22 protein-coding genes are annotated in these 26,458 nt (G+C 43.7%); 10 read left to right on the forward strand and 12 right to left on the reverse strand.

What is annotated here, in order from left to right; genetic code table 11:
- The first annotated feature begins 188 nt into the window (after nucleotides 1–188).
- Entirely contained in the window at nucleotides 189–1,010 is an 822-nt protein-coding gene (gene cmoA / locus PG901_RS02565; protein WP_442966840.1) for a carboxy-S-adenosyl-L-methionine synthase CmoA, read from the forward strand.
- Nucleotides 1,011–1,083: 73 nt separating this feature from the next.
- Nucleotides 1,084–2,142: a tRNA 5-methoxyuridine(34)/uridine 5-oxyacetic acid(34) synthase CmoB gene (cmoB, locus tag PG901_RS02570; protein ID WP_271133402.1), complete on the forward strand. Its 1,059-nt coding sequence runs from the start codon at nucleotides 1,084–1,086 to the stop codon at nucleotides 2,140–2,142.
- Between the two features lie 133 nt (nucleotides 2,143–2,275).
- On the opposite strand, the gene PG901_RS02575 is transcribed toward cmoB, so the two are convergent.
- Nucleotides 2,276–2,494: a DUF2788 domain-containing protein gene (locus PG901_RS02575; RefSeq protein WP_201565181.1), complete on the reverse strand. Its 219-nt coding sequence runs from the start codon at nucleotides 2,492–2,494 to the stop codon at nucleotides 2,276–2,278.
- A gap of 386 nt (nucleotides 2,495–2,880) precedes the next feature.
- On the opposite strand from PG901_RS02575, the gene argS reads away from it, so the two are divergent.
- The 3 genes from argS (at nucleotide 2,881) to PG901_RS02590 (ending at nucleotide 6,881) form a co-directional block, all read left to right on the forward strand.
- The gene (gene argS, locus PG901_RS02580) at nucleotides 2,881–4,710 is read left to right on the forward strand and encodes an arginine--tRNA ligase (RefSeq protein WP_271133403.1); all 1,830 of its coding nucleotides are present in this window, start codon (nucleotides 2,881–2,883) and stop codon (nucleotides 4,708–4,710) included.
- A 138-nt stretch (nucleotides 4,711–4,848) separates the two neighbouring features.
- Complete coding sequence (locus PG901_RS02585) at nucleotides 4,849–5,682, forward strand: SPOR domain-containing protein (protein WP_271133404.1); 834 nt, start codon at nucleotides 4,849–4,851, stop codon at nucleotides 5,680–5,682.
- 104 nt (nucleotides 5,683–5,786) lie between these two features.
- Nucleotides 5,787–6,881 carry a PTS transporter subunit IIC gene (locus tag PG901_RS02590; RefSeq protein WP_442966841.1) on the forward strand — a complete coding sequence of 365 codons (1,095 nt, stop codon included), beginning with the start codon at nucleotides 5,787–5,789 and terminating at the stop codon, nucleotides 6,879–6,881.
- 104 nt (nucleotides 6,882–6,985) lie between these two features.
- On the opposite strand, the gene PG901_RS02595 is transcribed toward PG901_RS02590, so the two are convergent.
- From PG901_RS02595 to rdgB, 7 genes are all read right to left on the reverse strand, one after another.
- Nucleotides 6,986–7,981 carry a c-type cytochrome gene (locus tag PG901_RS02595; RefSeq protein WP_271133406.1) on the reverse strand — a complete coding sequence of 332 codons (996 nt, stop codon included), beginning with the start codon at nucleotides 7,979–7,981 and terminating at the stop codon, nucleotides 6,986–6,988.
- A 604-nt stretch (nucleotides 7,982–8,585) separates the two neighbouring features.
- Nucleotides 8,586–9,623, reverse strand: coding sequence for an SDR family NAD(P)-dependent oxidoreductase (locus PG901_RS02600; RefSeq protein ID WP_271133407.1), 1,038 nt, complete (start codon nucleotides 9,621–9,623; stop codon nucleotides 8,586–8,588).
- 221 nt (nucleotides 9,624–9,844) lie between these two features.
- On the reverse strand, nucleotides 9,845–11,158 hold the full coding sequence (clpX, locus tag PG901_RS02605; RefSeq protein WP_201612622.1) for an ATP-dependent protease ATP-binding subunit ClpX: 1,314 nt from the start codon (nucleotides 11,156–11,158) through the stop codon (nucleotides 9,845–9,847).
- A 150-nt stretch (nucleotides 11,159–11,308) separates the two neighbouring features.
- Nucleotides 11,309–11,956 (reverse strand): ATP-dependent Clp endopeptidase proteolytic subunit ClpP, encoded by a 648-nt coding sequence (clpP, locus tag PG901_RS02610; RefSeq protein ID WP_201555148.1) that lies wholly within the window; start codon nucleotides 11,954–11,956, stop codon nucleotides 11,309–11,311.
- A gap of 592 nt (nucleotides 11,957–12,548) precedes the next feature.
- The gene (tig, locus tag PG901_RS02615; RefSeq protein ID WP_201565851.1) at nucleotides 12,549–13,892 is read right to left on the reverse strand and encodes a trigger factor; all 1,344 of its coding nucleotides are present in this window, start codon (nucleotides 13,890–13,892) and stop codon (nucleotides 12,549–12,551) included.
- 53 nt (nucleotides 13,893–13,945) lie between these two features.
- Nucleotides 13,946–14,071: a hypothetical protein gene (locus PG901_RS02620; protein ID WP_265088598.1), complete on the reverse strand. Its 126-nt coding sequence runs from the start codon at nucleotides 14,069–14,071 to the stop codon at nucleotides 13,946–13,948.
- A 355-nt stretch (nucleotides 14,072–14,426) separates the two neighbouring features.
- Nucleotides 14,427–15,116 carry an RdgB/HAM1 family non-canonical purine NTP pyrophosphatase gene (rdgB, locus tag PG901_RS02625; RefSeq protein ID WP_271133408.1) on the reverse strand — a complete coding sequence of 230 codons (690 nt, stop codon included), beginning with the start codon at nucleotides 15,114–15,116 and terminating at the stop codon, nucleotides 14,427–14,429.
- Between the two features lie 520 nt (nucleotides 15,117–15,636).
- On the opposite strand from rdgB, the gene PG901_RS02630 reads away from it, so the two are divergent.
- Nucleotides 15,637–16,266 (forward strand): superoxide dismutase, encoded by a 630-nt coding sequence (locus PG901_RS02630; protein WP_201546523.1) that lies wholly within the window; start codon nucleotides 15,637–15,639, stop codon nucleotides 16,264–16,266.
- Between the two features lie 144 nt (nucleotides 16,267–16,410).
- Nucleotides 16,411–16,902 (forward strand): hypothetical protein, encoded by a 492-nt coding sequence (locus PG901_RS02635; RefSeq protein ID WP_271133409.1) that lies wholly within the window; start codon nucleotides 16,411–16,413, stop codon nucleotides 16,900–16,902.
- Nucleotides 16,903–16,933: 31 nt separating this feature from the next.
- On the opposite strand, the gene PG901_RS02640 is transcribed toward PG901_RS02635, so the two are convergent.
- The 3 genes from PG901_RS02640 to PG901_RS02650 all read right to left on the reverse strand — a co-directional run bounded on the left by PG901_RS02640 (nucleotide 16,934) and on the right by PG901_RS02650 (nucleotide 19,751).
- Nucleotides 16,934–17,713, reverse strand: a complete 780-nt coding sequence (locus PG901_RS02640; protein WP_271133410.1) for a tetratricopeptide repeat protein — start codon at nucleotides 17,711–17,713, stop codon at nucleotides 16,934–16,936.
- Nucleotides 17,714–17,835: 122 nt separating this feature from the next.
- Nucleotides 17,836–18,654 (reverse strand): DUF72 domain-containing protein, encoded by an 819-nt coding sequence (locus tag PG901_RS02645; RefSeq protein ID WP_271133411.1) that lies wholly within the window; start codon nucleotides 18,652–18,654, stop codon nucleotides 17,836–17,838.
- A gap of 41 nt (nucleotides 18,655–18,695) precedes the next feature.
- Entirely contained in the window at nucleotides 18,696–19,751 is a 1,056-nt protein-coding gene (locus PG901_RS02650; RefSeq protein WP_442966842.1) for a polyprenyl synthetase family protein, read from the reverse strand.
- A gap of 815 nt (nucleotides 19,752–20,566) precedes the next feature.
- On the opposite strand from PG901_RS02650, the gene fadB reads away from it, so the two are divergent.
- The 3 genes from fadB to PG901_RS02665 all read left to right on the forward strand — a co-directional run bounded on the left by fadB (nucleotide 20,567) and on the right by PG901_RS02665 (nucleotide 24,976).
- Nucleotides 20,567–22,726, forward strand: a complete 2,160-nt coding sequence (gene fadB / locus PG901_RS02655; protein WP_271133413.1) for a fatty acid oxidation complex subunit alpha FadB — start codon at nucleotides 20,567–20,569, stop codon at nucleotides 22,724–22,726.
- 245 nt (nucleotides 22,727–22,971) lie between these two features.
- Nucleotides 22,972–24,144: an acetyl-CoA C-acyltransferase FadA gene (fadA, locus tag PG901_RS02660; protein ID WP_201629586.1), complete on the forward strand. Its 1,173-nt coding sequence runs from the start codon at nucleotides 22,972–22,974 to the stop codon at nucleotides 24,142–24,144.
- A 256-nt stretch (nucleotides 24,145–24,400) separates the two neighbouring features.
- The gene (locus tag PG901_RS02665; RefSeq protein WP_173239808.1) at nucleotides 24,401–24,976 is read left to right on the forward strand and encodes an isochorismatase family protein; all 576 of its coding nucleotides are present in this window, start codon (nucleotides 24,401–24,403) and stop codon (nucleotides 24,974–24,976) included.
- A 137-nt stretch (nucleotides 24,977–25,113) separates the two neighbouring features.
- Here PG901_RS02665 and PG901_RS02670 read toward each other — a convergent pair whose 3' ends face one another.
- Nucleotides 25,114–26,382 (reverse strand): MFS transporter, encoded by a 1,269-nt coding sequence (locus PG901_RS02670; protein ID WP_271133414.1) that lies wholly within the window; start codon nucleotides 26,380–26,382, stop codon nucleotides 25,114–25,116.
- Between the last annotated feature and the right edge of the window lie 76 nt (nucleotides 26,383–26,458).

Consider the following 26,458-nt stretch of genomic DNA (forward strand, 5'->3'; position numbering starts at 1 on the left):
CAATATACATTTAGCTTAGCAGGGCAGTTGCCCGCGATAAGTAACAAACAGTAATGTTATAATGGGCTTTTGCTATCTAAAAATGTCTTAAAAACTATTAATGCCATACTCTTTCATTATAGTTCCGTTATCAAAAGTCAAAGTTACATTATCAAAAAACGAACCACCATCAAAAAACGAGCCACCCCATGAGCGAAACCAAGCCAACTACTGTTGTTAATAACACCGTTAAAAACGATACCGTTAAAAACGACATCATTAAACATGACACCTTATTTACCACGCCACTCGATAAAGCGGCGCGTTTTTCTTTTGATGAGCAAGTGGTGGCTTGTTTTCCCGATATGATTCGCCGTAGTGTACCCGGTTATGGTCAGGTGCTAGCGATGTTGCCGATATTTGCCCGTCGCCATTGCAAATACCGCCAACAGGACAATAATGGGCAACGCGTCAGCCGTGTCTATGATTTGGGCTGCTCATTGGGTGCGGCAAGTATGGCGTTGGCAGGCGAGTTTGAGCCGCAAGATTTACAGATTAAAGCGATTGATATCTCACCAGCGATGACCACAGAAGCGAGTGCTTTATTAACGGAAAATTATCCAGCGCATAATATTGAAGTGATCACCGCTGATATTCGTGATGTTGAGTTTGAGCCATGCGATATGGTCATTCTTAATTTGACGCTGCAGTTTTTGCCCGCTGCCGATAGAGTGGCGGTATTAGAGAAAATTTATGCAGCATTAAGTGAAGGTGGGATTTTGGTATTAACCGAAAAAACCCATGCTTTTGATGAGCAGTACGATGCGTGGTTGGTTGAGCGTTATTACGACTTTAAACGCGCCAATGGCTATACCGAGATGGAAATCAGCGGCAAACGTAATGCGTTAGAAAACGTTTTGATTACTGATACCTTGGATGAGCATCATGCGCGTCTAGCGCAAGTGGGTTTTAAGCGTCATCTGACCTGGTTTCAGTTTTTAAACTTTGTCTCTATTGTGGCGTTTAAATAACACTTAATCAGCGCAAATTTTTCGCCAAATCGAAGTTTTTACCAGTGCTTTATCAATACGGTAGCCGCCCTTTATGCTTAATGACACTATCCTCCACGCTGAACGCGAATTATATTTGACCTTGCTAGCACTGGCGCAGCAGCAGCCGAGCGCTTATGAATGGCTAACGCGGTTACCGACATGGCTAGGTGATATCAAAAATAAAGCCAATTACGCTCACGCACCCGCTTATCAAGCATCGGTAGCACGATTGCCAGAAATAACAGTCAATGATGTCGACTTAGACAACGATGTCTTGACGGTTGCCGCTAATCTTAGCGACTCTGAGCGTAAACAAACAATGGCACTGTTAAAGCAGCTAATGCCGTGGCGGAAAGGGCCTTTTCAGATTGGTGGTCAGATTGGTGGTCGGATTGGTAGTGACGAGTCCGCTATAAAAATCGATACTGAATGGCATAGCGATTGGAAATGGCAACGAGTGTTGCCGCATTTAGGCAATTTAAAAGGTCGGCGCGTATTGGATGTGGGCGGTGGCTCGGGTTATCACGGTTGGCGGATGGCAGGCGCAGGAGCGGAGACGGTCATTATTATTGATCCGTCATGCCTATTTTATCATCAGTTTATGGCGATTCGCCATTTTGTCGGCGCGGCAGATGCTCATCCTTCAGGTCGTTATCGTACCCATTATATTCCGGTACCGCTTGAAGCCCTGCCGGAGCACAGTCAGCTGTTTGATACGGTATTTAGTATGGGCGTGCTCTATCATCGTCAATCGCCCTTTGAGCATTTGCAACAGCTAAAAGGTCAGTTGGTTAAAGGTGGGGAGCTGGTGCTTGAAACCTTGGTTATCGATGGCGATGCCAATACCGTCCTTGTACCGCACGACCGCTATGCCCAGATGAATAATGTCTATTTTCTGCCATCGGTCGATGCACTCATTGGTTGGCTAGAAAAAGCAGGATTTACCGAAGTACGCTGCGTCGATGTCGCTGTTACTTCTACCGCTGAGCAGCGCAAAACTGAATGGATGACTTATCATTCGTTGGCAGATTTTTTAGACCCTAATGATGCCAGCAAAACCATCGAAGGCTATCCAGCACCGAAACGTGCGACCCTTATTGCAAAAAAATAACTATTGCAAAGAAGGGATTAGACTGTAAACAGAAGATTAGAGCTATGAATCTCGCACAAGGCTGTCATTACTTTTAAATGCGATGTTTAAAAAAATCAGCAGTGTTTTGAGAAATAGCTATGGCAAATACCGATTAAATAAACCAGCGTTTAAATGCCATTTCTATTAAAACTTTGAGGATAAAACCAATAAAGCCTGCACCAAGAGCTAAAAACATCCAAAAAGTACCCGCGCGACCCGCTTCAGATTGTTTTGATAAGTCCCAAATGATAAAGAATAAAAAGGCAATAAAAATGGGCAATAAAATATACATACCCCAACTGGTGACGGTACTGGCGGCAATAGCAAACATGGTTTTATCCTATAGATGAAAGTGTAAAGTGGCGCACGCTCTGAGGCTTTTTTTATGATTTTTTATAAATGAGACGATAATGTATAGAAAAAGCAGGCGGTAACTGTTTTTCATTATAACGCGGAATAGAGCCGCTATAAATATTTCGCTAACGTCAGGCAACAGTAACGCTACAATCAGCCTAAACAACCCTGTATTTGCAGCCTATAATAGCCATCATCTCCTAAGCTATGCCTATCCAGCATAAAAGTGGCAATTTTAACGCTATTTTTGGTTCAAATAGTGCAATAGCGCCTAAAGGTTGTTATATTTATAGGTTACTTATTTTTTCTGCCTTATCTTATATTACCCCAATTTTTTGTTCATTTATCTGAGTTTATAGTCCTATGTCACAAGCCCAAATCGATACGCTCGCCTCACTGTTTGACAGTGCCATTGAAGTCCTAAAAACGAACGGCGAACTACCGGCTGATTGGCAAAACAACAGCCAAATTACGCGTACTAAAGATACCAGTCATGGTGACTTTGCGAGCAATATCGCCCTAACGGCTGCCAAAGCTGCGAAAGCCAATCCGCGCCAGCTTGCTGAAAAAATCGTCAACGCCTTGCCTGAAAATCAAAATATTCGTCAAGTAGAAATCGCAGGCCCCGGTTTTATCAACGTCTTTTTAAATACCGAAGCCAAATTTGCGGTGTTAGACGATATCTTTAAGTTGCAAGAACGCTTTGGTTTAAGCAAGAAATTTCAAGGTCAAAAAATCCAAGTTGAATTTGTCTCGGCCAACCCTACGTCTAGCTTACACGTCGGTCATGGTCGCGGCGCGGCTTTTGGCATGAGTGTGGCAAATTTGCTTGAAGCCATTGGTTATGACGTCACGCGTGAGTACTATGTCAATGACGCCGGTCGCCAAATGGATATTTTAGCGACCAGTACTTATTTGCGTTATCTAGAGGCCAACGGCGAGGCAGTCACCTTCCCAGTCAATGGCTATCAAGGCGATTATGTCAGTGATATCGCGCAAACGCTAAAAACCCAGCATGGCGACAGCTACGTTCATAGTTTTGCTGACATTGCAAAGGACGTAGCAGCAGATGCGCAGTTTGAAATAAATAATGATGGCGAAAAAGTACTGCTATCAGGCGATAAAGAAGCCCATATCGATGGTTTGATTGCCAATAGCAAAGCCTTGCTTGGCGCCGGTTATGAGCTGTTTTTAAATGCAGCATTGAGCAGTATTTTGGCTGATATCAAAGACGACTTAAATGACTTTGGTGTCCGTTATGAGTGCTGGTTTAGCGAAAGATCCATCGATAGCGAGATTGAGCCTGTTTTACAAATCCTTGATGAAAAAGGCTATTTATACGAAAAAGACGGCAATATCTGGTTTAAATCGACTGATTTTGGCGATGAAAAAGATCGCGTTGTGCGCCGTGCCAATGGTCAAAGCACCTATTTTGCCTCTGATATTGCTTATCATAAAAACAAGTTCGATCGCGGTTTTGATAAAGTCATTAATGTTTGGGGCGCTGACCATCATGGTTATGTGCCGCGCGTAAAAGCGGCATTGACGGCGCTTGGTATCGATGCCGACCGCCTTGATGTGGTATTGGTACAGTTTGTTGCCTTATGGCGCGGTAGTGAAAAAGTGCAAATGTCATCGCGCTCGGGCAAATTTGTCACCTTACGTGAGCTGCGCCATGAAGTCGGTAACGATGCTGCGCGTTTTTATTACGTCGCTCGTAAGCCTGAAGTGCACGTCGATTTTGACTTGGAGCTGGCCAAATCGCAAAGTAAAGACAACTTGGTTTACTACATTCAGTATGCGCATGCCCGGGTTTGCCGTGTGTTAGAAAAACTAGAAACCAGTGGTCTGCAAGTAGACGATATTACTGGCGCTGAAAAGCAAGCGTTACTAGTCGCACCAAGTGAAGAAGAATTGATTAAGTTACTTGCCGCTTATCCGTCAACCTTGCTACGCTCAGCGACAGGCTATGAACCGCATATCTTAACCAACTATCTAAAAGAGTTGGCGGCGTTATTTCATGGTTGGTATGATGGCAATCGCATCTTGCCGGTCAGCCTAACTTCAGGTGAAACACCAAGCCAAGTTGAGATGGATTTGATGCAAGCGCGTTTACGCTTATCTAAAGCCGTGCGTCAAGTATTGGCCAATGGATTGAGCTTATTAGGCTTGTCTGCACCGTCTAGCATGTAGTATAAAGGAAGACGGCTGTAGCCATTATTTGATGATAATTCTTCAATTCTAATCTAATCGACAGTGCTGATTCGATAAAGACAATTCGATAACGATAACTCGACAACGACAGATAATTCAGTAGGGAGAACGAGATCCATGTTAGCCAAAAAACCAAAAGGTGCCACTGAAAAACGCAAAACCAGTAGTGTGTCAGGCTTATTATGGATGTTTGTTGGGGCAGTATTGACGCTCATGATTGGGGTGTTTTTATACCTTTCACCCTTGTTTAACTTCAGTCCTGCGGGCAGCGGTGAGAGCACAGATGCTGATAGACAAGTTCAGCAACGAGTCAATACCGATACCGACAATGGTGATTATGAGTTCTATGATATTTTGCCAAATCAAGAGATGGCGACCATCCCTGATGAAGACTTTGGTGAAGGCAGTAGTAGTAGCCAATCCGGTCAAATCACTGATTTTGAGCCAGATGTAGTCGTTAATCAGCCAGAAAACACCGCGCCAAGTAATAATGATGCGGGTAATTTTGGTATCTCTGAGAGCACTACGATTGAGCCTAGTCGTAGCAACAACGCGAATAATGCAGCAAACAGCAGTAATGACGACGATATTGTCATCGTCGAAGAAGATGCAACTTATGATGGTACACCAGCTGCCAATAATACAGGCGCGGCTGCAAACAGAGCTAATACAGCGAACGCTAGCAATGCTAGCATTCAGCCAGCGAAGCCTGCGGCGACTTATATTTTGCAAATCAACAGCTTTGGTGATGCCGATGAAGCAGACCGGCGGCGAGCGCAAGTCTTGATGGCTGGTGTCGATGCTCGTGTAGTGAAAAACACTACCGGTAATGGCCTGCCTATTTATCAGGTGATTTCACGCCCGATGAATAATCGTCAAGCGGTTGCCACTGCTCAGCAGCGCCTGCAAAATAACGGTATTGATTCTATTATCGTTGAGCAGCGCCGTTAAACCTAAAGCATTGATAAAAAAAGCGTCAGAGGACGCTTTTTTTATCCCTTTTTTTTGATATGTTTTTTAGCTCCTTTCGGCAAACTCAATATAAGAGCATCATGATGACTGTGACTCCTTCAGAAACTGCGCCCGTTAGTATGATGAAAGCTTTTTTCCAAAAGTATTTTATCGATGCTTTTACCGGCATGGCGTTAGGGTTGTTTGTGACCCTTATCGCTGGTCTTATCATCTCGCAAATTGGTGGTTGGTTAAGCCTGCCAGCCTTGGTAGCAGTCGGCAAACTGGCGTCAGTATTAATGGGCGCAGGTATCGGCGTTGGCATCGCCTACTACCTAAAAGCGCCAACTTTGGTGATGCTAAGCTGCTTGGTTGCAGGGATGCTTGGCGCGCATTCTGAAGCTTTGATGGCGGGCAATTTATTTATCGCGCAAGAGGCAGGCCCAGCAACTTTCGCTGCTGTGCCCGGTAATCCAATTGGTGCTTATTTGGCTTCAGTATTTGCTTATCGCGCTGGTACTTGGATCGCTGGCAAGACCAAGCTCGATATTTTGCTGATACCTTTAGTGGTATGTGCCGTCGCATTAATGGTCTGTGCGCTACTTAATCCTCCAGTCGTCGCTGCGGTCAACGCCATTGGTCAGGGTATTCAAGCAGCAACTGAATTGCAGCCATTATTAATGGGTATCGTGATAGCAGTCGTCGTTGGAATTCTATTAACACTACCGACCTCAAGCGCTGCTATCTGTATCGCTATTGGGCTTGGCGGCTTAGCGGGCGGGGCGGCTGTCGTTGGCTGTGCGGCGCATATGATTGGTTTTGCGGTGGCCAGTTTTAAAGATAACGGCGTCAGTGGCGTCATATCCCAAGGACTTGGCACCAGTATGCTACAAATCCCTAACGTCCTTAGAAAACCGATTGTTTTACTGCCAGCCGTTATCGCCAGTGCTATTGTTGGTCCTATCGCAACTGTTGGCTTTGGGCTGGCTTGTACGGCGACTGGGGCTGGTATGGGTACGGCAGGTTTGGTTGGGGTGTTTGGCGTCATTGAAGCATCTCAAGGTATTATGAGTAGCGCTCAATTATGGACGGCGATTATTTTATTGATGTTTATTTTACCTGCGCTTATCGCTGGGGTGGTCGCTTATGTGATGCGCCGCCTTGGTTGGTTGGTCGATGGCGATATGAAACTGCCTTAGATTTAAATTAAATCAATAAAATTATACTAAGCATCAATAATTATAAAAAAGCCCAGCTATTTAAGTAGCTGGGCTTTTTTTATATAACTTATAAGCTTTTTTAATTAACGACGGACATCTTTTGGTGCATCGCCGTTTGGCCAATCTTTGTCTTTATTGGCTTTTACAGGGCGTGGCAAGTGGGTAAAGTAGGCGGCAATATCGACCGCTTCTTGGTCGCTTAGCGTATTACCTTGTCCGAATGGCATTTTACCTTTAATAAAGGCGGCGGCAGTATAAGTACGTGCCATCCCTGCGCCATCATTGAAGGATTTATCGCCAGCTACCGCAGGATAGATATAAGTACCATCGTCATTATATTGACCTTCGCCATTGTCACCGTGACAAACGCTACATTTTTCTGCAAATAGCTTTTCGCCCGTTTCAGGGTTTGGCTCTAGCTCTTTATTCACTTTGACAAATCCACGACCTTCAGGAGATACGCCGACGGGCATATCTTGCGACAGCCAAGTCATATAAGAGATAATGGCGTTCATATCATCTGAGCCCAAATCAAGCGCTGTACCGTTCATTGAGCGCTCAAAACAACCATTGACACGCTCTTGCAAGGAGTTGATACGACCACCGCGCGAACGATAAATAGGGAAGATGCCCGGCAGACCATTCCATGGCGCCGCAAACGCTTCTGAGCCGTTACCTAAGTGGCAACTGGTACAGTTGAGCTGGTTACCAACGTTATTTGGCATCTCTTTATAAGTATGATTGACAATCTGTAAACCTCGACGAATGGCGGCACCGCGCTCATCATCCGGGATGGTAGATTCGTCTGGCATATTAATCGCTGGCTTGCCGCCTGCTGCGCCTGCCGCATCACCGCCGCCTGCGCTAGCGCTCATATCACTGGCAGCTGGCATATTACCTTTTAGCGTTTCGGCACGGGCTTCGAGGGCTTTAACGCGAGCCAAGGCTTCTGCTTCTTCCAAACGGTCAACGGCTTTGGTCTCATTGCTATTACTACAGCCGGCCATACTGATGGCGCTGATGGCAAAGATAGTGGCTACTAACAGGGACGAGGGCTTGGCACGTAGAAAGTTTATCATTGGAATATCCTTATGTTAGAAAATAATATGTAAATCTATATTTATATGATAAATTGGTCGTCATGATCGCAAAACTTATTTTAAGATTTTAGCTAAATAAATGGCTCGGATTTCAGCATTGATCAATGCCAACATAGCTAGCGTCACCTCATTCAGCTTATCGCTACTGCCTAATATTAGCTATCAATCCGCTTGATTCTGCCTATCAAAACTCGACCAGTAATTAATCTGTGATTTGCTAGTAACATAATTGTATCAAATACAAATACGTAAAGTGTTTTTAAATTGAAAAAGAACACTAAAGCGACAAATGATGCCAACAGATGGTGAACGTTCTAAATAGCAAGGCATACTACTTTTACTAAAAAAGCGCGTAAATATGAAAATATTTACGCGCTTTTTTTTGATGAAGATGTTTTTATATAGTAAGTGCAAAATAAAATCGATACGTTAATATTCTCGTGCTAATGGGATAGATTTTTCTTGCTTGCTGTTCGCAAGCGTGACAGAGGCTGCAAAAAACTCACCCCATTAGTACTTTGTATCGGTTTTAGATCGAATAGACGACAGCTGTTTAACTTATTATTGTTTATCTGCCGCTCTATTAATTAGCAATAGCCGCTTTACGGTTAGCCGTTTTTGCGCGTTTTTTGCCTTTTAATTGACGTGATAGCTTATTGACGTCATTCAATACCTTGCTATAGCGTGCTGGGAATACGCGCTGGACAGCATCTATCATTTTGGCATCATTGCCAATCAAGCAGCGTGGCTGATTGGTCGCGGCAGCCTGCAAAATAATCCAAGCAGCAGCGCTGGCATCAAATTTTAAAAATTTATTAAAACTACTGATGGCTTTGCGGCCGCTACGCATACCAAGGTCGCTGATACTGTCGTTACCACGGGCGCTATTGGCGATATTGGTTTTGATGCCACCGGGATGAATACAGGTCGCTGAAACGCCGCAGCGCTGAATATCTAGCTCCTGACGCAGACTTTCAGTAAAGCCACGTACGGCAAATTTGCTGGCGTTATAAGCAGACTGTGACGGCTGCGCGGTCAAACCAAACAAGCTTGAGATGTTAATGATATGACCATGTTCGTTAAACTTACGTGCTTTGCTGTCTTTTTTACCACCATCAATTTCGCTTTCTTTCACGCTGTTTTTAATCAATGGCAAAAACGCCTTGGTGCCGTAAACCACGCCCCAAAAGTTGATATCCATGACCCATTCAAGCTCGCTAATGCTGCTACCTTCTACGCTTGAATAAAGCGCTACGCCTGCATTATTAAAGATAAAGTTTACTTTACCATGCTCCGCCATCACGCTATTCGCCCACGCTTCGACGGCTTTATTATCTGAGACGTCAAGTACCGTGGTGGTGACTTTGACATCATAGCCGACCAGTAACTCTTTGGTTTGTGCCAATTGCTCAGCATTGATATCTGATAGCGCCACATGGCAGCCCATTTTTGCTAAATGAATGGCAAGCTCGCGCCCCATGCCAGAGCCAGCACCAGTGATAGCGGCGACATGGTTACGGTAATAGGGGGTAATGTCATGGTCTTGCTGCGAGGAAAAAGGCAGATGTTGGCGTAGTGAGGTTGCGATTGCAGAGACATTTCCAGAAACAGTGTTAAGCATGATAAACAGTCCTTTGTATCATTAATAGTATTGGTATTTCTACTTTAGCATGATTGATGATAAGCGCTGATAGCAATTGATAAACGCGGCTGTCATTTTACCCACTACATTAGCTGCAAAAAATAAAATGAGAAGTAAGCGGACATAAAAAAAGTGTCTAGCATAATTTACACTAGACACTTTTACTTTAATTACCGCTTCAATAAAGCAGATAAGACCTTTTAAGCGTCTATCGCTATCTGTTCTGAATCACCGTTAGAGAAGGTGATCTCAGGGATTTTACCGTCGTTGATTACTGCTTCATCAACGAGTACGGTCTTAGCATTTTCCATTGAAGGCAGCTCATACATGGTTTCAAGTAGGGCATTTTCTACGATAGAGCGCAGACCACGGGCACCTGTTTTGCGTGCCATTGCTTTTTTGGCAATCGCATCAAGTGCTTCTTTGGTAAAGGTAATGTCAGCGCCTTCCATATCAAACAGATACTTGTACTGCTTGACCAACGCATTCTTAGGCTCTGTGAGAATTTGCACCAAAGCATCTTCATCAAGCTCTGTGAGAGCAGCAAGCACAGGAAGACGACCGATCAGCTCAGGGATAAGACCAAACTTGATCAAATCTTCCGGCTCTACTTGCTGCAGTAGCTCTGAGCTACGTTTACTATCGTCTTTTGAGCTGACATCGGCATTAAAGCCAATACCTGTTTTTTCTGTACGCTGCTGAATGACTTTATCAAGACCGGCAAACGCACCGCCAACGATAATCAAGATATTGCTGGTATCGACTTGGATCAGCTCTTGCTGTGGATGCTTACGACCACCATGTGGCGGGATAGCGGCAACCGTGCCTTCGATAAGCTTAAGCAAGGCTTGCTGTACACCTTCACCTGATACGTCACGGGTGATAGAAGGGTTGTCGCCTTTTTTGCTGATTTTATCAATCTCATCGATATAAATGATACCTTGCTCAGCTTTACTGACATCATAATCTGAGGCTTGCAGTAGCTTTTGCACGATGTTTTCGACATCTTCACCGACATAACCGGCTTCAGTTAAAGTCGTGGCATCTGCCATCGCAAAGGGCACATCAAGCAAGCGCGCTAGAGTTTGCGCCAGTAAAGTCTTACCAGAACCGGTTGGACCGATTAGCAAGATGTTACTCTTAGCCAATTCAACCATGGCATCATCAGCACCGATTTTAGCTTTTTTGCTGTCATTGGCTAAGGTTTGGCTGACTTTTAGGCGTTTATAGTGGTTATAAACCGCCACTGCCAAGGCTTTTTTGGCCGCATCTTGCCCGATGACATATTCGTCAAGCTTGGCACGCAGCTCTTTTGGTGTTGGCAGCTTTTTATTGACCCAAGAGGTATCAATGTCGCTGTCGTCGTCACCATCTTCGGCGCTATCGGCAATCAGGTCTGTACATAGCTCAATACATTCATTACAAATATTGGCGTCGTCAGCGGCAATCAGCTGCTTTACTTCACTTTTTTCTTTGCCGCAAAACGAACACTGCGGGGTGTTATCTTCTGCCATATACAGGCACTCCTAAAATTTAATACTGATCAATATTCTGATTATGGACATCGATGCAAAAGCGCAGGGCACTTAATATATTTTCTCTTACCCTATCGCGCTTAGGCATCTGATGTTTTAAAGTCTCTTAGACGGCTGCTATTAAAGCGCTTATAGAGAAGTCGGGCGACGTTCTAATACTTCGTCAACCAAACCGTATTCTTTGGCTTCTTTGGCATCTAACCAATAGTCACGCTCAACGTCTTTTTCGATTTTCTCGACGGGTTGACCGGTACGCTCAGCCAAAATCTCGTTCAAGCGAGCACGCGTTTTCAGAATTTCACGCGCATTAATTTCGATATCGGTTGCTTGACCTTGCGCGCCGCCTGAAGGCTGGTGAATCATCACGCGAGAGTTGGCTAGGGCATAACGCTTGCCTTTTTCGCCAGCTGCCAGCAAGAATGAACCCATGCTATAAGCGCCGCCCATACAAATGGTCGATACTTCAGGTTTGATAAAGTTCATGGTATCAAAAATAGCCAAACCAGCACTGACTGAGCCGCCTGGCGAGTTGATATATAAATGGATGTCTTTATCAGGGTTTTCTGCTTCTAAGAATAATAACTGGGCGACGATAAGATTGGCCATATGGTCTTCAACTTGACCGGTCAAAAAGATAACGCGCTCACGTAATAGGCGTGAGAAAATATCAAACGAGCGTTCACCGCGCGCTGACTGCTCAACTACCATAGGAACCAATGCCGCTTGGGGCGCGCTTTGGTTATATTGTGCGCTTTGGGCGGTATTGTGCGCACTCATCAACATATCAAAATGCGGGTTAGCAGTGATGCGATCATAATCTGTCATAAAGATGTCCTGTTTATAAGTACATAAAGTAAAGAGGTATAGGCTAGCTGTTGGCTAAATTTTTATGGTGGTTATCATTGTAAACATTGCCGCCTATGAATAAAAGCTGCCTGTTAATAAAAGCTGTCTGCTAATAAAACCTATTCGGTTCAATTAAATGCTCTAAATATCGCTAACAAGTAGTCAATCATATTCGTGATTTAAGGCGGCGCTTAAAAGTTATTCCATCTACTTGCTAGAAATAGCAGCTGTCAAAAATAGTAGCCGCTAAAAATAATTGAGCTAATGGTAACTTTTTTATTGCGGCAATAGTAACTTTTTAATGTGACAAATGATAAATGACTCCCTATTAATAAGGCGTCTGTGCCCATTTATCAAGGGCAGTAGCAATAAACACCAGATAAAAGTAGCTAATAAGCCAGTAATTTATAAGCTTGCAATAAAAATGCCCTAACAAGATGTTAGGGCATTGTAATAGGGTATTTTTGCAGTAAGAGTAGCAATGTACCATTAATGGCAAGTTGCCAAGTTATCTCTTACTAAATTACATACCTTGCTGCTGTTGTTGCTGAGCAGCTAGCAAGTCTTGGTAGCTGACTTCTTTGTCAGTTACTTTGCCTTGCTCGATTAAATAATCAACCACTTGGTCTTCTAGAACCACAGACTCAATGTTAGCGCGTTGCTGCTTGTCATTGGTGTAGTACTCGATGACTTCTGCTGGATCTTCGTAGTTTTCAGCGGCTTCTTTAATAAAGCTTTCAACACGCTCTTGATCTACTTCTAAGCCTTTGGTGTCGATAACGCGAGCAACGATGATGCCAAGACGGGCAGCACGTAGCGCTTGCTCTTCGAACAGCTCATTTGGCAGCATGTCTTTATCGAAGCTATCAGCATTGGCACCGAACTGCTGAGAAAAACGTTGCATCATCATGTTGCGTTGACGCTCGATTTCTTGCTCTAGCATGGCGTTTGGTACGTCAAACTCGTTCTTTTCTAGTAGCGCATCAAAGGTCGCTTGTTTTACTTGGCTACGCGCCGCATTTTTGATTTCGCGTTCCATGTTTTTACGCACGTCTTCTTTTAATTTCTCAACGCCGCCTTCTTTAACACCGAATAGCTCTAGGAACTCTTCGTTGATTTCAGGTAGTTTTGATTTTTCAACCAATTTTACGTTGATTTTGAACTGAGCTTCTTTACCAGCTAAGTTTTCAGCTTGGTAATCTTCTGGGAAAGTCACATCAATGACTTTTTCTTCGCCAGCTTTCATGCCTTTGATGCCATCTTCAAAGCCTGGAATCATCTGGTTGCTACCGATAACCAATTTAAAGTCTTCAGCAGAACCGCCTTCGAATTTTTCGCCGTCGATCGAGCCTTCAAAGTCAAACGTTACTTGGTTGTCTTTGGCCGCTTTACCTTTTTTCTCAACGAATTCTTCACGTTGTTTTTGTAGGTTTTCAATCATGGTGTCAACGTCTTCATCGCTAACCGTCGCTGTGTGACGCTCAACTTCGATCTCATCAATACCTTGCACGTCGATTTCTGGGAAGATTTCAACAGTGGCTTGATATACCAAGAAATCATCTTCAAGTTTTACATCATCGATGTTAGGCATGCCAACGGCGCGGATGTCTTCCGATTTGATCGCTTCAAAAACAGTATCACGGATCACATCGTTGATAACTTCTTGTTGAATGCCAGCACCGTACTGTGAACGGATATGTGACATAGGGACGTTACCTTTACGGAAACCGTCAATCTTGGCAGTTTTCGCAACTTGGCGAATACGGCCTTCAACTTTGTTTTGAATTTTTTCAACGGGTACTTTAACCGTTAGCTGAGTTTCTTTGTTAGATAGCTTGTTGGTTGTAACTTGTAAATCTGTAGCCATGTTCATTACACCTTTAGGATTTAATAGTACGTTTGATTAAATAGTACTTAGGGTTAAATAGTAATAGACAACCGTGCCTCAAAATACGGGCGGGTGTGACCGATTGCCGTTGGAATAAATAGGGGATATTGATAGCGCGCAATTTCGCAGTCCGTGCCCGTAGCAATCGCTGCTGACACAAAAATGTGAAACGCTTTATCTGAATAGACGCTATCTGATATCAATATTAACCGTGAATAGGTCGCATAATAACGCTTTTTGCGCAATTATACAGACAAATAACGGCTTTCAACAAAATTTTAAAAGTAGAACAGTATAATCCATCTGTTTATCAAAGTAAAAATTATCTGCTTGCTGTCTATATAGGGCAGCGCTGCTATCGTCCGTTAAAATAACATTGCTGGGTTAATATTGTCGTATTATCGGTATTAACTATTATCGGTATTAATAACATAGCAAAGCAGTAAACGCTATGGATCGACGATAAGGCAGGACTGCTTTTATTGGGATTGCTTTTACAAGGCAGAATTGCTTTTATAAAGACAATAAAGGCAACTGCACCAATAATTGCTCAATCGCCTGACCACGATGACTGATGCTGTTTTTATCAGCAGCGCTGAGGCTTGCCGCCGTTGCTTGCAAATCTGGCAACCAAAACAGCGGGTCATAACCAAAACCGCCATCGCCATGCGGCGCCGTCAAAATCTCACCGTGCCATAAACCTTGGGCGATAATTGGTAACGGGTCATCTGCGTGACGTACCATTGCCAATACGCAAACGAACATGCCTTTAATAGGCTCATCAGGCTGTGCTGCGCGAATAGGCTGCAAGTCGGCAACAAGCTTAGCATTGTTTTTACTGTCATTGCCGTGCTCGCCTGCATAGCGGGCAGAGTAGATACCGGGTGCATTGCCCAATGCTGGCACGCATAACCCTGAATCATCAGCAATCGCCGGTAATCCGCTTGCTCGGCTGGCATGACGGGCTTTGATAAGGGCGTTTTCAACGAAGCTTAATCCATCCTCGATTGCATCGTCGATATCAAGCTGACCTTGCGGGACAATCGTCACATCCAAATCTGCCTCAGCAAATAGGCGGGTAAACTCAGCAAGTTTGCCTTTATTGTTACTGGCGAGCACCCATTGGCTTTGTGGCGTGGCTGGATTTGAATCATTTAAGGTGGATGCTTGTTGATGAGTCTCTGTGGCGCTGGCTTGATTCATATTCTTTGTCCGTAATTGAGTCGCTTATACGCGCATATTCTAGGCTAGCATCGGCTAAATTACCAATTAGCATAACGAATCGCTGATTCATAACATTTGGTAACTGATATTTGTCGTCACTATTGCTATAATAGGCAACAAGCTACAGTGAATTATATCTTATAGCTTGTGAACTTAAAGTTAATAATAGCTTTAATCGTTAGTAAATAGTTTTAAACGCTAATAATGGTTTTTAAGTCCATGTTTTGGCATTTGACGGTTTTGATGTTTAATGACTTGGCTTTTAAAAAGTTTGAGTGTTTAAAATTTCTCGTATTTAACGATATAATAACTATTGAGTGTTGCTCGCTTAAGATAACTTTCAAATTTAGCGCTTTTTTAGGTTTACCGCATTATGTGTTAGCCTAGTGAGTGTTAAATTTCTCTAACAATAAACTAAGCCAATTTAGTCTCATAATTTATAGCGTTCGTTTTAAGCTATACCTAATACTAATGGCTAAACCAGCAAGGATAAAATAATATGTCAAAGATTACATTACCAGAACTACCGTATGCAAAAGACGCGCTAGAGCCACATATCAGTGCTGAAACGCTAGAATACCATCATGACAAGCATCACAACGCATATGTGACTAAGTTAAACGAATTGCTACCAGGTTCTGGTCTAGAAGACAAAACTTTGTCAGAAATCATCGTAGCAACCGCTAAAGATGACAGCAAACAAGGTATGTTTAACCAAGCAGCCCAAGTATGGAACCACACGTTCTACTGGAACTGCATGACGCCAACAAACGGCGGCGGCGAACCTACTGGTGACTTGAAAGCGAAAATCGAAGAAGATTTCGGTAGCTATGACAAGTTCCGTGAAGAGTTCAAAAACGCAGCATTGACTCAGTTTGGTTCAGGTTGGGCATGGCTAGTTGCTGATAAAGTTGGCGGCAAACTGTCTATTGCTAAAACAGCTAACGCTGATACGCCATTGGCACATGACCAAGTAGCAGTATTGACTTGTGATGTGTGGGAACATGCTTACTACATCGATTATCGTAACCGTCGTCCTGACTACGTTGACACGTTCCTAGACAAACTAGTGAACTGGGACTACGCAAACGCGAAATATAAAGGTCAAGATGCTGGTGTTGAAGAGTAATCTTTAACCACTAAGGTTTTGATTAATAAAAAAGGACGCTGAGAGGCGTCCTTTTTTTGGTTTGATGACTATCGGAAGGTTGTACTAATGTCGAAATGGTAGCTGCTATACTTGTATTTTTAATATATTTTTTCAGGGGTGATAGTGGAAACGTTCTTAATAGTTGTTGTGATAATGACGGTTTTATTTCTCTTTATGAGAGGGCTTTTCTCTTTTAAAAATGGTACCCAATTAACGCTTAGACCCTTTAATGAGTGGCTAGTTCTAGCTAAAGGGGTAAGTAAAAAAGAGCGAGAAGTAATGAGCCATACCATATTACTTGAAACTGGAAGTCTGTTAGAGAAAGCAAATATAATTTCGCAGAGTGAGTTCAAAAAAATATTCTCAGGTTCTAGAATTTATGCTTCAGACGTCTTAATACTTACCTTGGTAACGACTCATATTCAGGATCATTTCTCAGAGTCTAACGAGTTTCCCTTGAATGAATCTAAACAGGCTAGAATTTACTTTTATAACTGTTTTTGTAGATTATATTTCGAGGGTTTTTATTCCGAAAGTAATATTTATAAGGGTAAAGAGTCTTTAATAGCTATGGCTAGGTATGCTACTGATAAAGAACAACAGCCATGGGATTAGGTTTATGTAGGTTAATTATGCGTATAGTGATCTATCTTTGAGTTAGTATTCGATAGGCTTCACAAGCATCTTGCGAGCCATTGTCACAAGCCTTACCTAGCCACTTGCGTGCTTCAGCATAATCTTGTCGCACACCCTCACCATCTTGGTACATCAGCCCAAGAGCATACTGAGATTTAATGTAGTTTTGATCGGCTGCTTTTTTAAACCACTCACTTGCTTTAGCATAGTCTTGTTCTACACCCTCGCCCACATAGTAAAGCACTCCTAGGTTGGATTGAGCGGGTGCATGCCCTTGATTGGCTGCTTTGTGATACCACTCAATAACTTTAGCATAATCTTGATGTATACCTTTGCCATCATAGTACATCAGCCCAAGAGCATACTGAGCGTTAGCTTCGCCTTGGTTTGCTGCTTTTTCAAACCACTCACGTGCTTTAGTATAATCCTGAAGTGTGCCTCTACCTCTAGAATAACTCAGTCCAAGATTAAATTGAGCTTTAACGTTTCCTTGTTGGGCTGATTTTTGCGTCCACTCAAAGGCTCTGATATCATCTTGGCGCACATCCTTGCCTTCTTGATACATCACTCCTAGCTCGAATTGGGCATCAGAATCTCCTTTTATTGCTACTTTCTGAATCAAGTTAAATGTATTGATTGACCCTTGATGCATATTTTCATTATTAGCTAATTTCTGATTCCATTCAGACATTGATCTGAATTGTTTTTCAGCAGATTTTTTACTATTTACATAATGAATAAATACTATTATAGAGGAGACTATCGCTCCGACTACAAACCAGATAAGCATATACACTTTCCTAAATAAGACTGCTAGATTTTAAAAAATAAATACAACTATGAAATAACGACTGCAATAGATAAAAGAAAATTAAAACGCTGCTATAGAAAAATTAGGGAGCGTTCTACGCATCACAACACCTCAAACCCAAACCTACCCAACGCCTCTCTGAGCATCGCAATATTATAGTAAGCATGCGCGTTGACGGTATTTTGAAAGAAAATATACAGCGTATCAAAATGCTGACGTTGATTGGCAATCGCTTGCGCCCAGTCCTGCATTTCCGCCTCGCTGTAGCGATAATCATGACGGTCAGCGGCACTCATCGCATCCCACCAGTTTAGGTTATTACCATGCATCCGTAGATAGCCAGTGCGCTCGGTAAATATCAATCGTGACGGTGGTAGACCGCTGACTTTGGGGTAATCGACGCTACACCAAATCAGCCCTTGTTTGACAAAACTATCAACCACTTGCGGGGTATGCCAACCATTATGGCGAAACTCAACGGCTAGTGGATAGTCTTGAAACCAGCTGACAAGGTTTGCCAGATACAACCGATGCTCGTGGGTACGATCAAAGCCGTGTGGGAATTGCAGCAGTAGTGGCGCGAGAGCGTTGGCTTCGATCAGGGGAAACAGGGCATTCAAAAATGCTTGGGCGTGTTCAGCTGTGCCCTTGCGCGCATGAGTAAAGTCTTGATGCAGTTTGACGGCGAACTTCAACGCACTGTCTGCTTGTACGTAGGCTTTATCGACCATGCCAGCAAAGGCTTTTTGTCCGATGGGCGCGTAGAAAGTGCTATTAATTTCCACCGCGCCGTATTGTTTGGCGTATTCGCGTAAGAAATCCGTCTTTTTGGTACCAGTGGGATATAGCGTGCCGAGTAAGTCGGTATCGCTATAACCGCCGGTGCCAAGGTAAATACGCGGAGTAGGGGTACTGTCCATGTTGACCACCCTTTGCTATTTTTAATTTATCATTAATAAGCTTACTTTTTACGTGCCCATAGCCATTCAATGAGTGCCAATAGTGCGTTGTTGTCTGCACTGTCTTTTTTGCCACTCAGCTCACGGCTGCTCAACTCGCGAATAATGGCTGCGCGTCCGTCATTAAATAGCGATTGCGCATAGCTGGTTGCCTGCTCAACGCCCATTAATTTTACATAGGTAGATTTGTCTAATTTTTCATCACTGCCAGCAGGTTTACCAAGCGTATCGGTGCTGGTGGTGACGTCTAAAATATCGTCTTGTACCTGAAAGGCTAGACCAATATGCTGCGCACACTCTTGTAGAGCCATACGCTGTGGAGCGGTCGCGCCAGCACAAATACCACCCATCAGCATCGCCGCTTCAATCAAGGCGCCCGTTTTATCACGGTGGATAGCTTCCAAGTCGCTTTGTGAAATACCAGTAGTGGCTTCGGCATTAAGGTCGAGCATTTGACCCGAAACCATACGTCTGGCACGCGGCGCAAATATCGCGATGAGCTGGCTTGCGATAGCTGAGTCAAACGGCGCAAAGGTTGGCAGCTCTGCGGTCAATACTTCAAAAGCTAAGGTCTGTAGCACGTCACCGGCCAGCAGGGCAGTTGATTCTTCAAAGACGATATGGGCGGTCGGCTGACCACGGCGCAGCTCGTCATCGTCCATACATGGCAAGTCATCATGTACCAATGAATAGGTATGCAGCAGCTCTACTGCCAACGCCGCACGGCGACACATATCATAATCTGAGTCGTTTTCTAACAGAGCTTCCAAACCGTCAGCGTTAGCCATACAGTTTTTATCATCAGTGCTTTTATCTGTATTTTCATTGGCATTAGCATTGCTTTGATTGACACTATCAAAGGCGCTGGCGACCAATAACGGACGTACAAATTTACCTTGACCGGTCATCACATAACGGCAAGCATCAATCAGTGGGCTTGGCAGCTCAGCATAAGAAAATAGCACTTCGATATCTTGCGACAATTGCGCGCGCACGGCGTTATGAAATTGCTCGGTGTTGTTATCAAAGCCAGAAAAAGATACGAGTCTTGCAGGCATCAGGCTTGGCGTATTAGTAGAAGAAGTAGAAACAGAAACAGAAACAGAAACAGTCATAACCCAACCATCTATCAGGTGAATAATAAAAATAGTGCTAGTGTAGCATGATAGATTATATTCCTTAGCGAGCGGGTATTATCAATGACACATTTTTGGCGCTTTAATGTTAAAAAATTGGCTTAAGAAAGCCGGAAATAATACAACAAGCCCTCGTTACGTATGGGCGATGTATCTTGGCCGTTGAATATGTTTTGATAAGGGATAGCGCTTATCGATAAATAAGCGCTATTTATAAGCGTTAAAAGCATGATTGTCAGTATATAATCTCAGTATACAAGCAGTCACTTAAAGCACCTTGGCAGCAAGGTAAAGGGCTAGTATCGACTTAAGAGTGACTTGCGAGTATGGTATTAGCTTGTGACAGTCGGGGGCATAATCCCCTACACTAATTGGCGTGAAAATGGTCTGGTGCTTAGCAGGTGGGTTTTTAGCCCTTATCTATGTGACATATCAGCTCAATATTCAGTCAGTATTTATACGACGGGTATTCGCACCATTAGGATTTATCACAGCATACCGGCAACAATCGTATATAAATAAAGCGCCGTATTCAGTTGTGCTAACGCGGTAACATTCGGCATAGAACATGAATATATAAGCATGAGCGCTGGATAATAAAGACACCTTCACTGCTTACTTTATACTGACTTTATAAGTCAGTAGGTTGGCAGTGTTATTACTCGTTTTACTAACAATAACTGGCTATGTGCTTTAATTTTAAAACGTAGCTTTCGTTATATAGCAAGGAGTTTCAAATGGTATACCAAGGAAATCGCATCACGGTGACAATGCTAGAGGATGGCATCGCCAACATGCAGTACAACGCCGAAAATGAGAGCGTGAACAAGTTTGATGCTGAAACCAATAAGCAATTTGGCGAAGCGGTTACTGCTTTAGAAAAAGCGGATAACGTAAAGGGTCTTATTGTGACATCAAGCAAAGGCGTGTTTATCGCTGGTGCTGATATCACAGAATTCGTCGGCTCTTTTAAAAAGCCAGAAAGCGAAATCAAAGACTGGGTTGTTAACATCAACGACGCCTTTAACCGTTTTGAAGATTTGCCGTTTCCAAAAGTAGCCGCTATCAATGGCGCAGCGCTTGGCGGTGGTTGTGAGATGACCTTGGTTTGTGAATACCGCGTCATGAGCGACAAAGCCATCATCGGTCTACCAGAAACCCAATTGGGTATTTTCCCAGGTTTTGGTGGTACGGTTCGTAGTACGCGTATCATTGGTATCGACAATGCGCTTGAGCTTATCGCTACTGGCACACCAAAGAAAGCACTTGATGCGTTAAAACTTGGCTTAGTGGATGCGACTGTTCCTGCTGATGATTTACAAGATGCAGCGATTGATCTGGTCAAAAAATGTATCTCAGGTGAGCTTGATTGGCAAGCGAAGCGTGAAGAGAAGCTTGCGCCTGTTAAGCTAAACCAGCTTGAGCAAGCGATGGCATTTAACAGCGCAAAAGGTATGATTTTTGCCAAAGCCAATCCTAAGCAGTACCCAGCGCCAGCAATCGCTATTGAAGCAATTGAAAAGCATGTAAATCTGCCACGTGATAAAGCAATCGAAGTTGAAGCGACTTACTTCGCAAAAGCTGCTAAAACGCCACAAGCAGAAAGCTTGGTTGGTCTGTTCTTAAACGATCAGTTGGTCAAAAAATTAGCGAAGCAGCACAGCAAAAAAGCACATGAAATCAATGAAGCGGCGGTACTTGGCGCGGGTATCATGGGCGGCGGTATCGCTTATCAGGCAGCCAGTAAAGGCTTGCCAATCATCATGAAAGACATCAAGTCTGAGCAATTAGACCTTGGTATGGGCGAAGCCAGCAAGCTACTTGGCAAAATGGTTGAACGTGGCAAAATGACCCCAGCAAAAATGGGTGAAACCTTAAGCCGTATCCGTCCGACTTTGAACTATGGTGACTTTGCTGAGACTGATATCGTTATCGAAGCGGTGGTAGAAAATCCAAACGTGAAACGTGCGGTACTAAAAGAAGTCGAAAGCTTGGTAAAAGACGACTGTATCCTAGCGTCAAACACCTCAACGATTTCTATTACTTATCTAGCTGAAGCGCTAGAGCGTCCAGAAAACTTCGTTGGTATGCATTTTTTCAACCCAGTAAACCGTATGCCGCTAGTAGAAGTTATTCGCGGTGAAAAATCTTCTGAAGAAGCTATTTCAACGACCGTTGCTTTGGCCACAAAAATGGGCAAAGTGCCTGTCGTCGTGAATGACTGCCCAGGTTTCCTAGTAAACCGTGTATTGTTCCCATACTTTGGCGCCTTTGACTTGCTCCTTAAGCAAGGTGCGGATTTTGCACATGTCGATAAAGTCATGGAAAAATTCGGCTGGCCTATGGGTCCTGCTTATCTAATCGACGTCGTTGGTTTAGATACTGGCGTACACGGCGCAGAAGTCATGGCAGAAGGTTTCCCTGACCGCATGAAGCCTGATTATAAAGGTGCTATCGAGCATTTATATGAAAACAAACGCCTAGGTCAGAAAAACGGTATTGGTTTCTATAAATATGAGGTGGACAAGCGCGGTAAGCCTAAAAAAGTTGCTGATGAAGCGACTTATGAGCTACTTAAAGCCACTACTGATAGCGACAAGCAAACCTTTGATGATCAAGCGATTATCGACCGCACTATGCTGGCTTTCTGTAATGAGACTGTACGCTGCCTAGAAGACAATATCGTCAGCACGCCATCTGAAGCCGATATGGCGATGATTATGGGCGTTGGTTTCCCACCATTCCGCGGTGGCCCTTGCCGTTATATCGACCAAATGGGTCTAGATAACTACTTGGCGCTATGTGAAAAATACGCATACCTTGGCAAAGCCTATGAAGCCCCGCAAAAGATTCGCGATATGGCAGCAGCAGGCGAGACCTTTTACGCAACGGCGTAATGGGCAGTCATTACTAGGATGAAGTGCCGTACGTTTGTTATTAAGGCTGAGAGAAAATTAGTTATTTATGCTCCTTAATGCCAATATTCTTTAATAGCAGACGTACGATTATAGTTGGTTGAATTTAGGCCAGTACAAGAAAATCGAGCGCAGAGGTACCTATTGTACTTTAAGCGAGATTGACGCAGTCATAGCATTAAAATCAACTGACTACACTGACAATAAAAATTGAAAAGGAAGATAGTATGACAATTTTAAGTCCAAAAGACGTGGTCATCGTAGATGGCGTACGCTCAGCAATGGGTAAATCTAAAAACGGTATGTTCCGCCATGTTCGCGCTGATAGCTTATCAGCTGAGCTGGTACGTGCCTTGGTTGAGCGTAATGACTTTGACCCACGTGACGTCGAAGACATCATCTGGGGCTGTGTAAACCAGACTTTAGAGCAAGGTTTGAACATCGGTCGTAACATCGGTCTGCTGGCTGGTATTCCAAAGACTGCTGGCGGCCAAACTGTTAACCGTCTATGTGGTTCATCTATGCAGGCGCTACACACTGCTGCCGCGCAAATCATGACCAACCAAGGTGAAGTTTTCATCATCGGTGGTGTTGAGCACATGGGTCACGTTGGCATGATGCATGGCGTTGATCTCAACCCTGAAGCGTCAAAGCACTATGCAAAAGCCTCAAACATGATGGGCTTGACCGCTGAAATGCTTGGTCGTATGAATAATATCACTCGTGAAGAGCAAGATGCCTTTGGTCTTGAGTCACATCGCCGCGCATGGGCTGCAACAACTGAAGGTCGTTTTGACAATGAAATCATCGGTATCGAAGGTCATGATGCTGCTGGTCGCTTGCAACTATGTACCGTTGATGAAGTGATTCGTCCAGATGCAACGATGGAGCAAATGCAAAAGTTACGTCCAGCCTTTGATCCTAAAGGCGGTACGGTCACTGCTGCGACCTCATCTGCATTATCTGACGGTGCGTCAGCAATGCTAGTCATGAGCGCACAAAAAGCCAAAGACTTAGGTCTTAAGCCTCGCGCTCGTATTCGTAGCATGGCTGTTGCTGGTTGTGATGCCGCTATCATGGGTTACGGTCCTGTACCTGCTACCCAAAAAGCACTTAAGCGCGCTGGCATGAGCATCGATGATATGCAAACCATCGAGCTAAACGAAGCGTTTGCAGCGCAAGGCTTGTCAGTACTTAAAGCCTTGAACTTATCGGACAAGCAAGACATCGTCAACATCAACGGTGGCGCGATTGCACTAGGTCATCCACTAGGTTGTTCAGGTGCTCGTATCACGGTTACCTTGTTAAACGCCATGGAGCAGTCTGATACTGAAATTGGTCTTGCGACTATGTGTATCGGTCTTGGTCAAGGTATCGCGACGATTATTGAGCGTGTGTAATTTTTAGACTGTATTAGCTTTGCAATATTTTAGCATTTTAAAAGAAGCCTCCAATCAAGCGATTGGAGGCTTTTTTATTTATAAAAAATAACGAGGTATCTATGACACAACGTTCATAAGTTGTTAATAAAAATTATCTCCATTGACGCCCTCAGCAAACTATGACTAAATAAGAGCTAGGTTTAATAATAATGATATAGAGGCCAAATATAGCGTCGCCTTTACTTATTAATGTCAGTCGTACAAGGAGTGTACTATGTCTACCATGATTACCGATCGCACTTATCGTATCGCCCGTGAAAATACCCAAGCGATGATTATCGATGTTCAAGAACGCTTAACGCCGCATATCTATGACCATGAAAATATTGTCAAAAAGACCGTCACTCTCATCAAAGGGCTGCAAGCGCTTGATATTCCTATTATGCTCAATGAGCAATATAAAAAGGGACTTGGCGATACCCTGCCTGAGATACGTGATGTGCTAGAAGGTGATAATGCCAAAAGCTTTGAAAAAGTCACTTTTAGCGCTTGTGATAATGACGATTCGTGGCATTATCTAGCGCAGCAGAATCGTAGCATTGTTCTATTATTTGGGGTGGAGGCGCATGTCTGTGTCATGCAAACGGCGCTTGATTTGCTCGATAATGGCATGCAGCCAGTGATTATTGGTGATGCCGTCGGCTCGCGCTTTCCGTATGATAAAAAGCAAGCGATTCGCCGTATCCGCCGCGCTGGTGGCGTGATTAGTACGGTAGAATCCATTCTTTTTGAGCTGTGTCGCAGTAGTAAAGACCCTGCTTTTAAGACCATTAGTAATTTGATTAAGTGACTTAATTAAGCGGATTGAGTGGTTATAAAACAGTTTTTTTAATGGTTAATAACAAAAGATAGCGCTTAAGACTTAGGCGCTATTTTTTTTCAATACTAACTTTTTTCGCCTTTAAGTAACGATTTGAAATAACGCTTTTAAACAACGTTTGAACTTGGTTTAACAGTAGATTTAATTGCTGGCTTATCCTTTATTTTTAAGACTAAAAAAGTAGCTGAAGCGACAGCAATAATCAGTACCCAACCAGTCGGCGTCCAACTGCCTGTCAGTCCTTTCACGCCCTGCATCAGCAACACCATCATAACGCCACCTAGATTGCCCATCATCATTAGCATAGCCACTGCTTTGGCCGCTTGTGAGGCGTGTACGGTATCTTCAGCGGCGGCAATCAGTAATGGATAACCTGCCAATAAGAAAAATCCTAATATAAAGCTGAGCAATAATGTTGTGGTTCCTGTGGTTAAATACAGTAAAGGATAGGTGGCGCTAGCACCAACCAGCGTTGCCAATATTAAAAAAATGCGCCGTTTTTGCAGATAGTCAGATAATAGCGGAATCAGTAGCGCGCCTAAAATACCGCCGACGATCAGCATGGCAGTAATGATGCCCGCCGTCGCTTCATCAATACCGCGGGGCGCAAGAATAGGCGCAATCCAGTTACTTAATCCATTAAAATAACCCATCGCAATAAACACCGCTAATGAGATAAACCATAGGCGCTTATTTTTTAATAGCGATTCGATTTCGTGCAGTGAGATAGCGCTATCTTGTTGTTTGGGTTTTTCAGCGACCACTAATAAAAAGCCTACTACCGCCACCGCCGTAATAATGACATTGATAAGTAGCATACCAGAGAAGCCAAATGCCTCGATTAATGGGGCAGGGGCAAAAGCGCCAAGGGCAGTCGCCAAAAACATCCCGCCCATAATCACGCCCGTTACGGTGGCGATTTGCGATTTATCAAACCAGTCGGATGTCACTTGATTGATGGCATTGGTGATATACGGCTGAGCGATGGCAATAAGTAATTGCCCTGCAAATACTAGCCAATAATAATCAGCGCCCAACCAACGTATTATTGAGCCTATCAGCATAAGCAGCGCCGCTAAGCTGACGATTTTTTTATAGCCGATGTTATCGAGCACCTTGCCAGAGTGGATGGCAAGCAACACAAAAACGATAGGGAATATCAAGGTTAATAAATTGGCGAAAAATTCATTAACGCCAAAATGTGCCTCGGTGCTAATTACGATGGTCGCAAAGGTCAGCCATAAAAACTGATTGACCCCCAGTAAAAGAGAGAAGCCTGCGATAATAAGCCATTTATTAGGCGGTTTTTGCTTGGAAATAATTGAAGTTGCAGTTGATGAATTAGCACGCGTGGTGGCGTCAGTGGTGGGTGGCATCGACATATCCTTGTCTGGTGCAGGTTATTATCCATTATTTTGTGCATAGCCTTGTCCATAGCTTATGCATTGCCTG

Origin of the sequence: Psychrobacter sp. ANT_H3, from assembly GCF_027919975.1 — a bacterium.
Lineage (GTDB): Bacteria > Pseudomonadota > Gammaproteobacteria > Pseudomonadales > Moraxellaceae > Psychrobacter > Psychrobacter maritimus.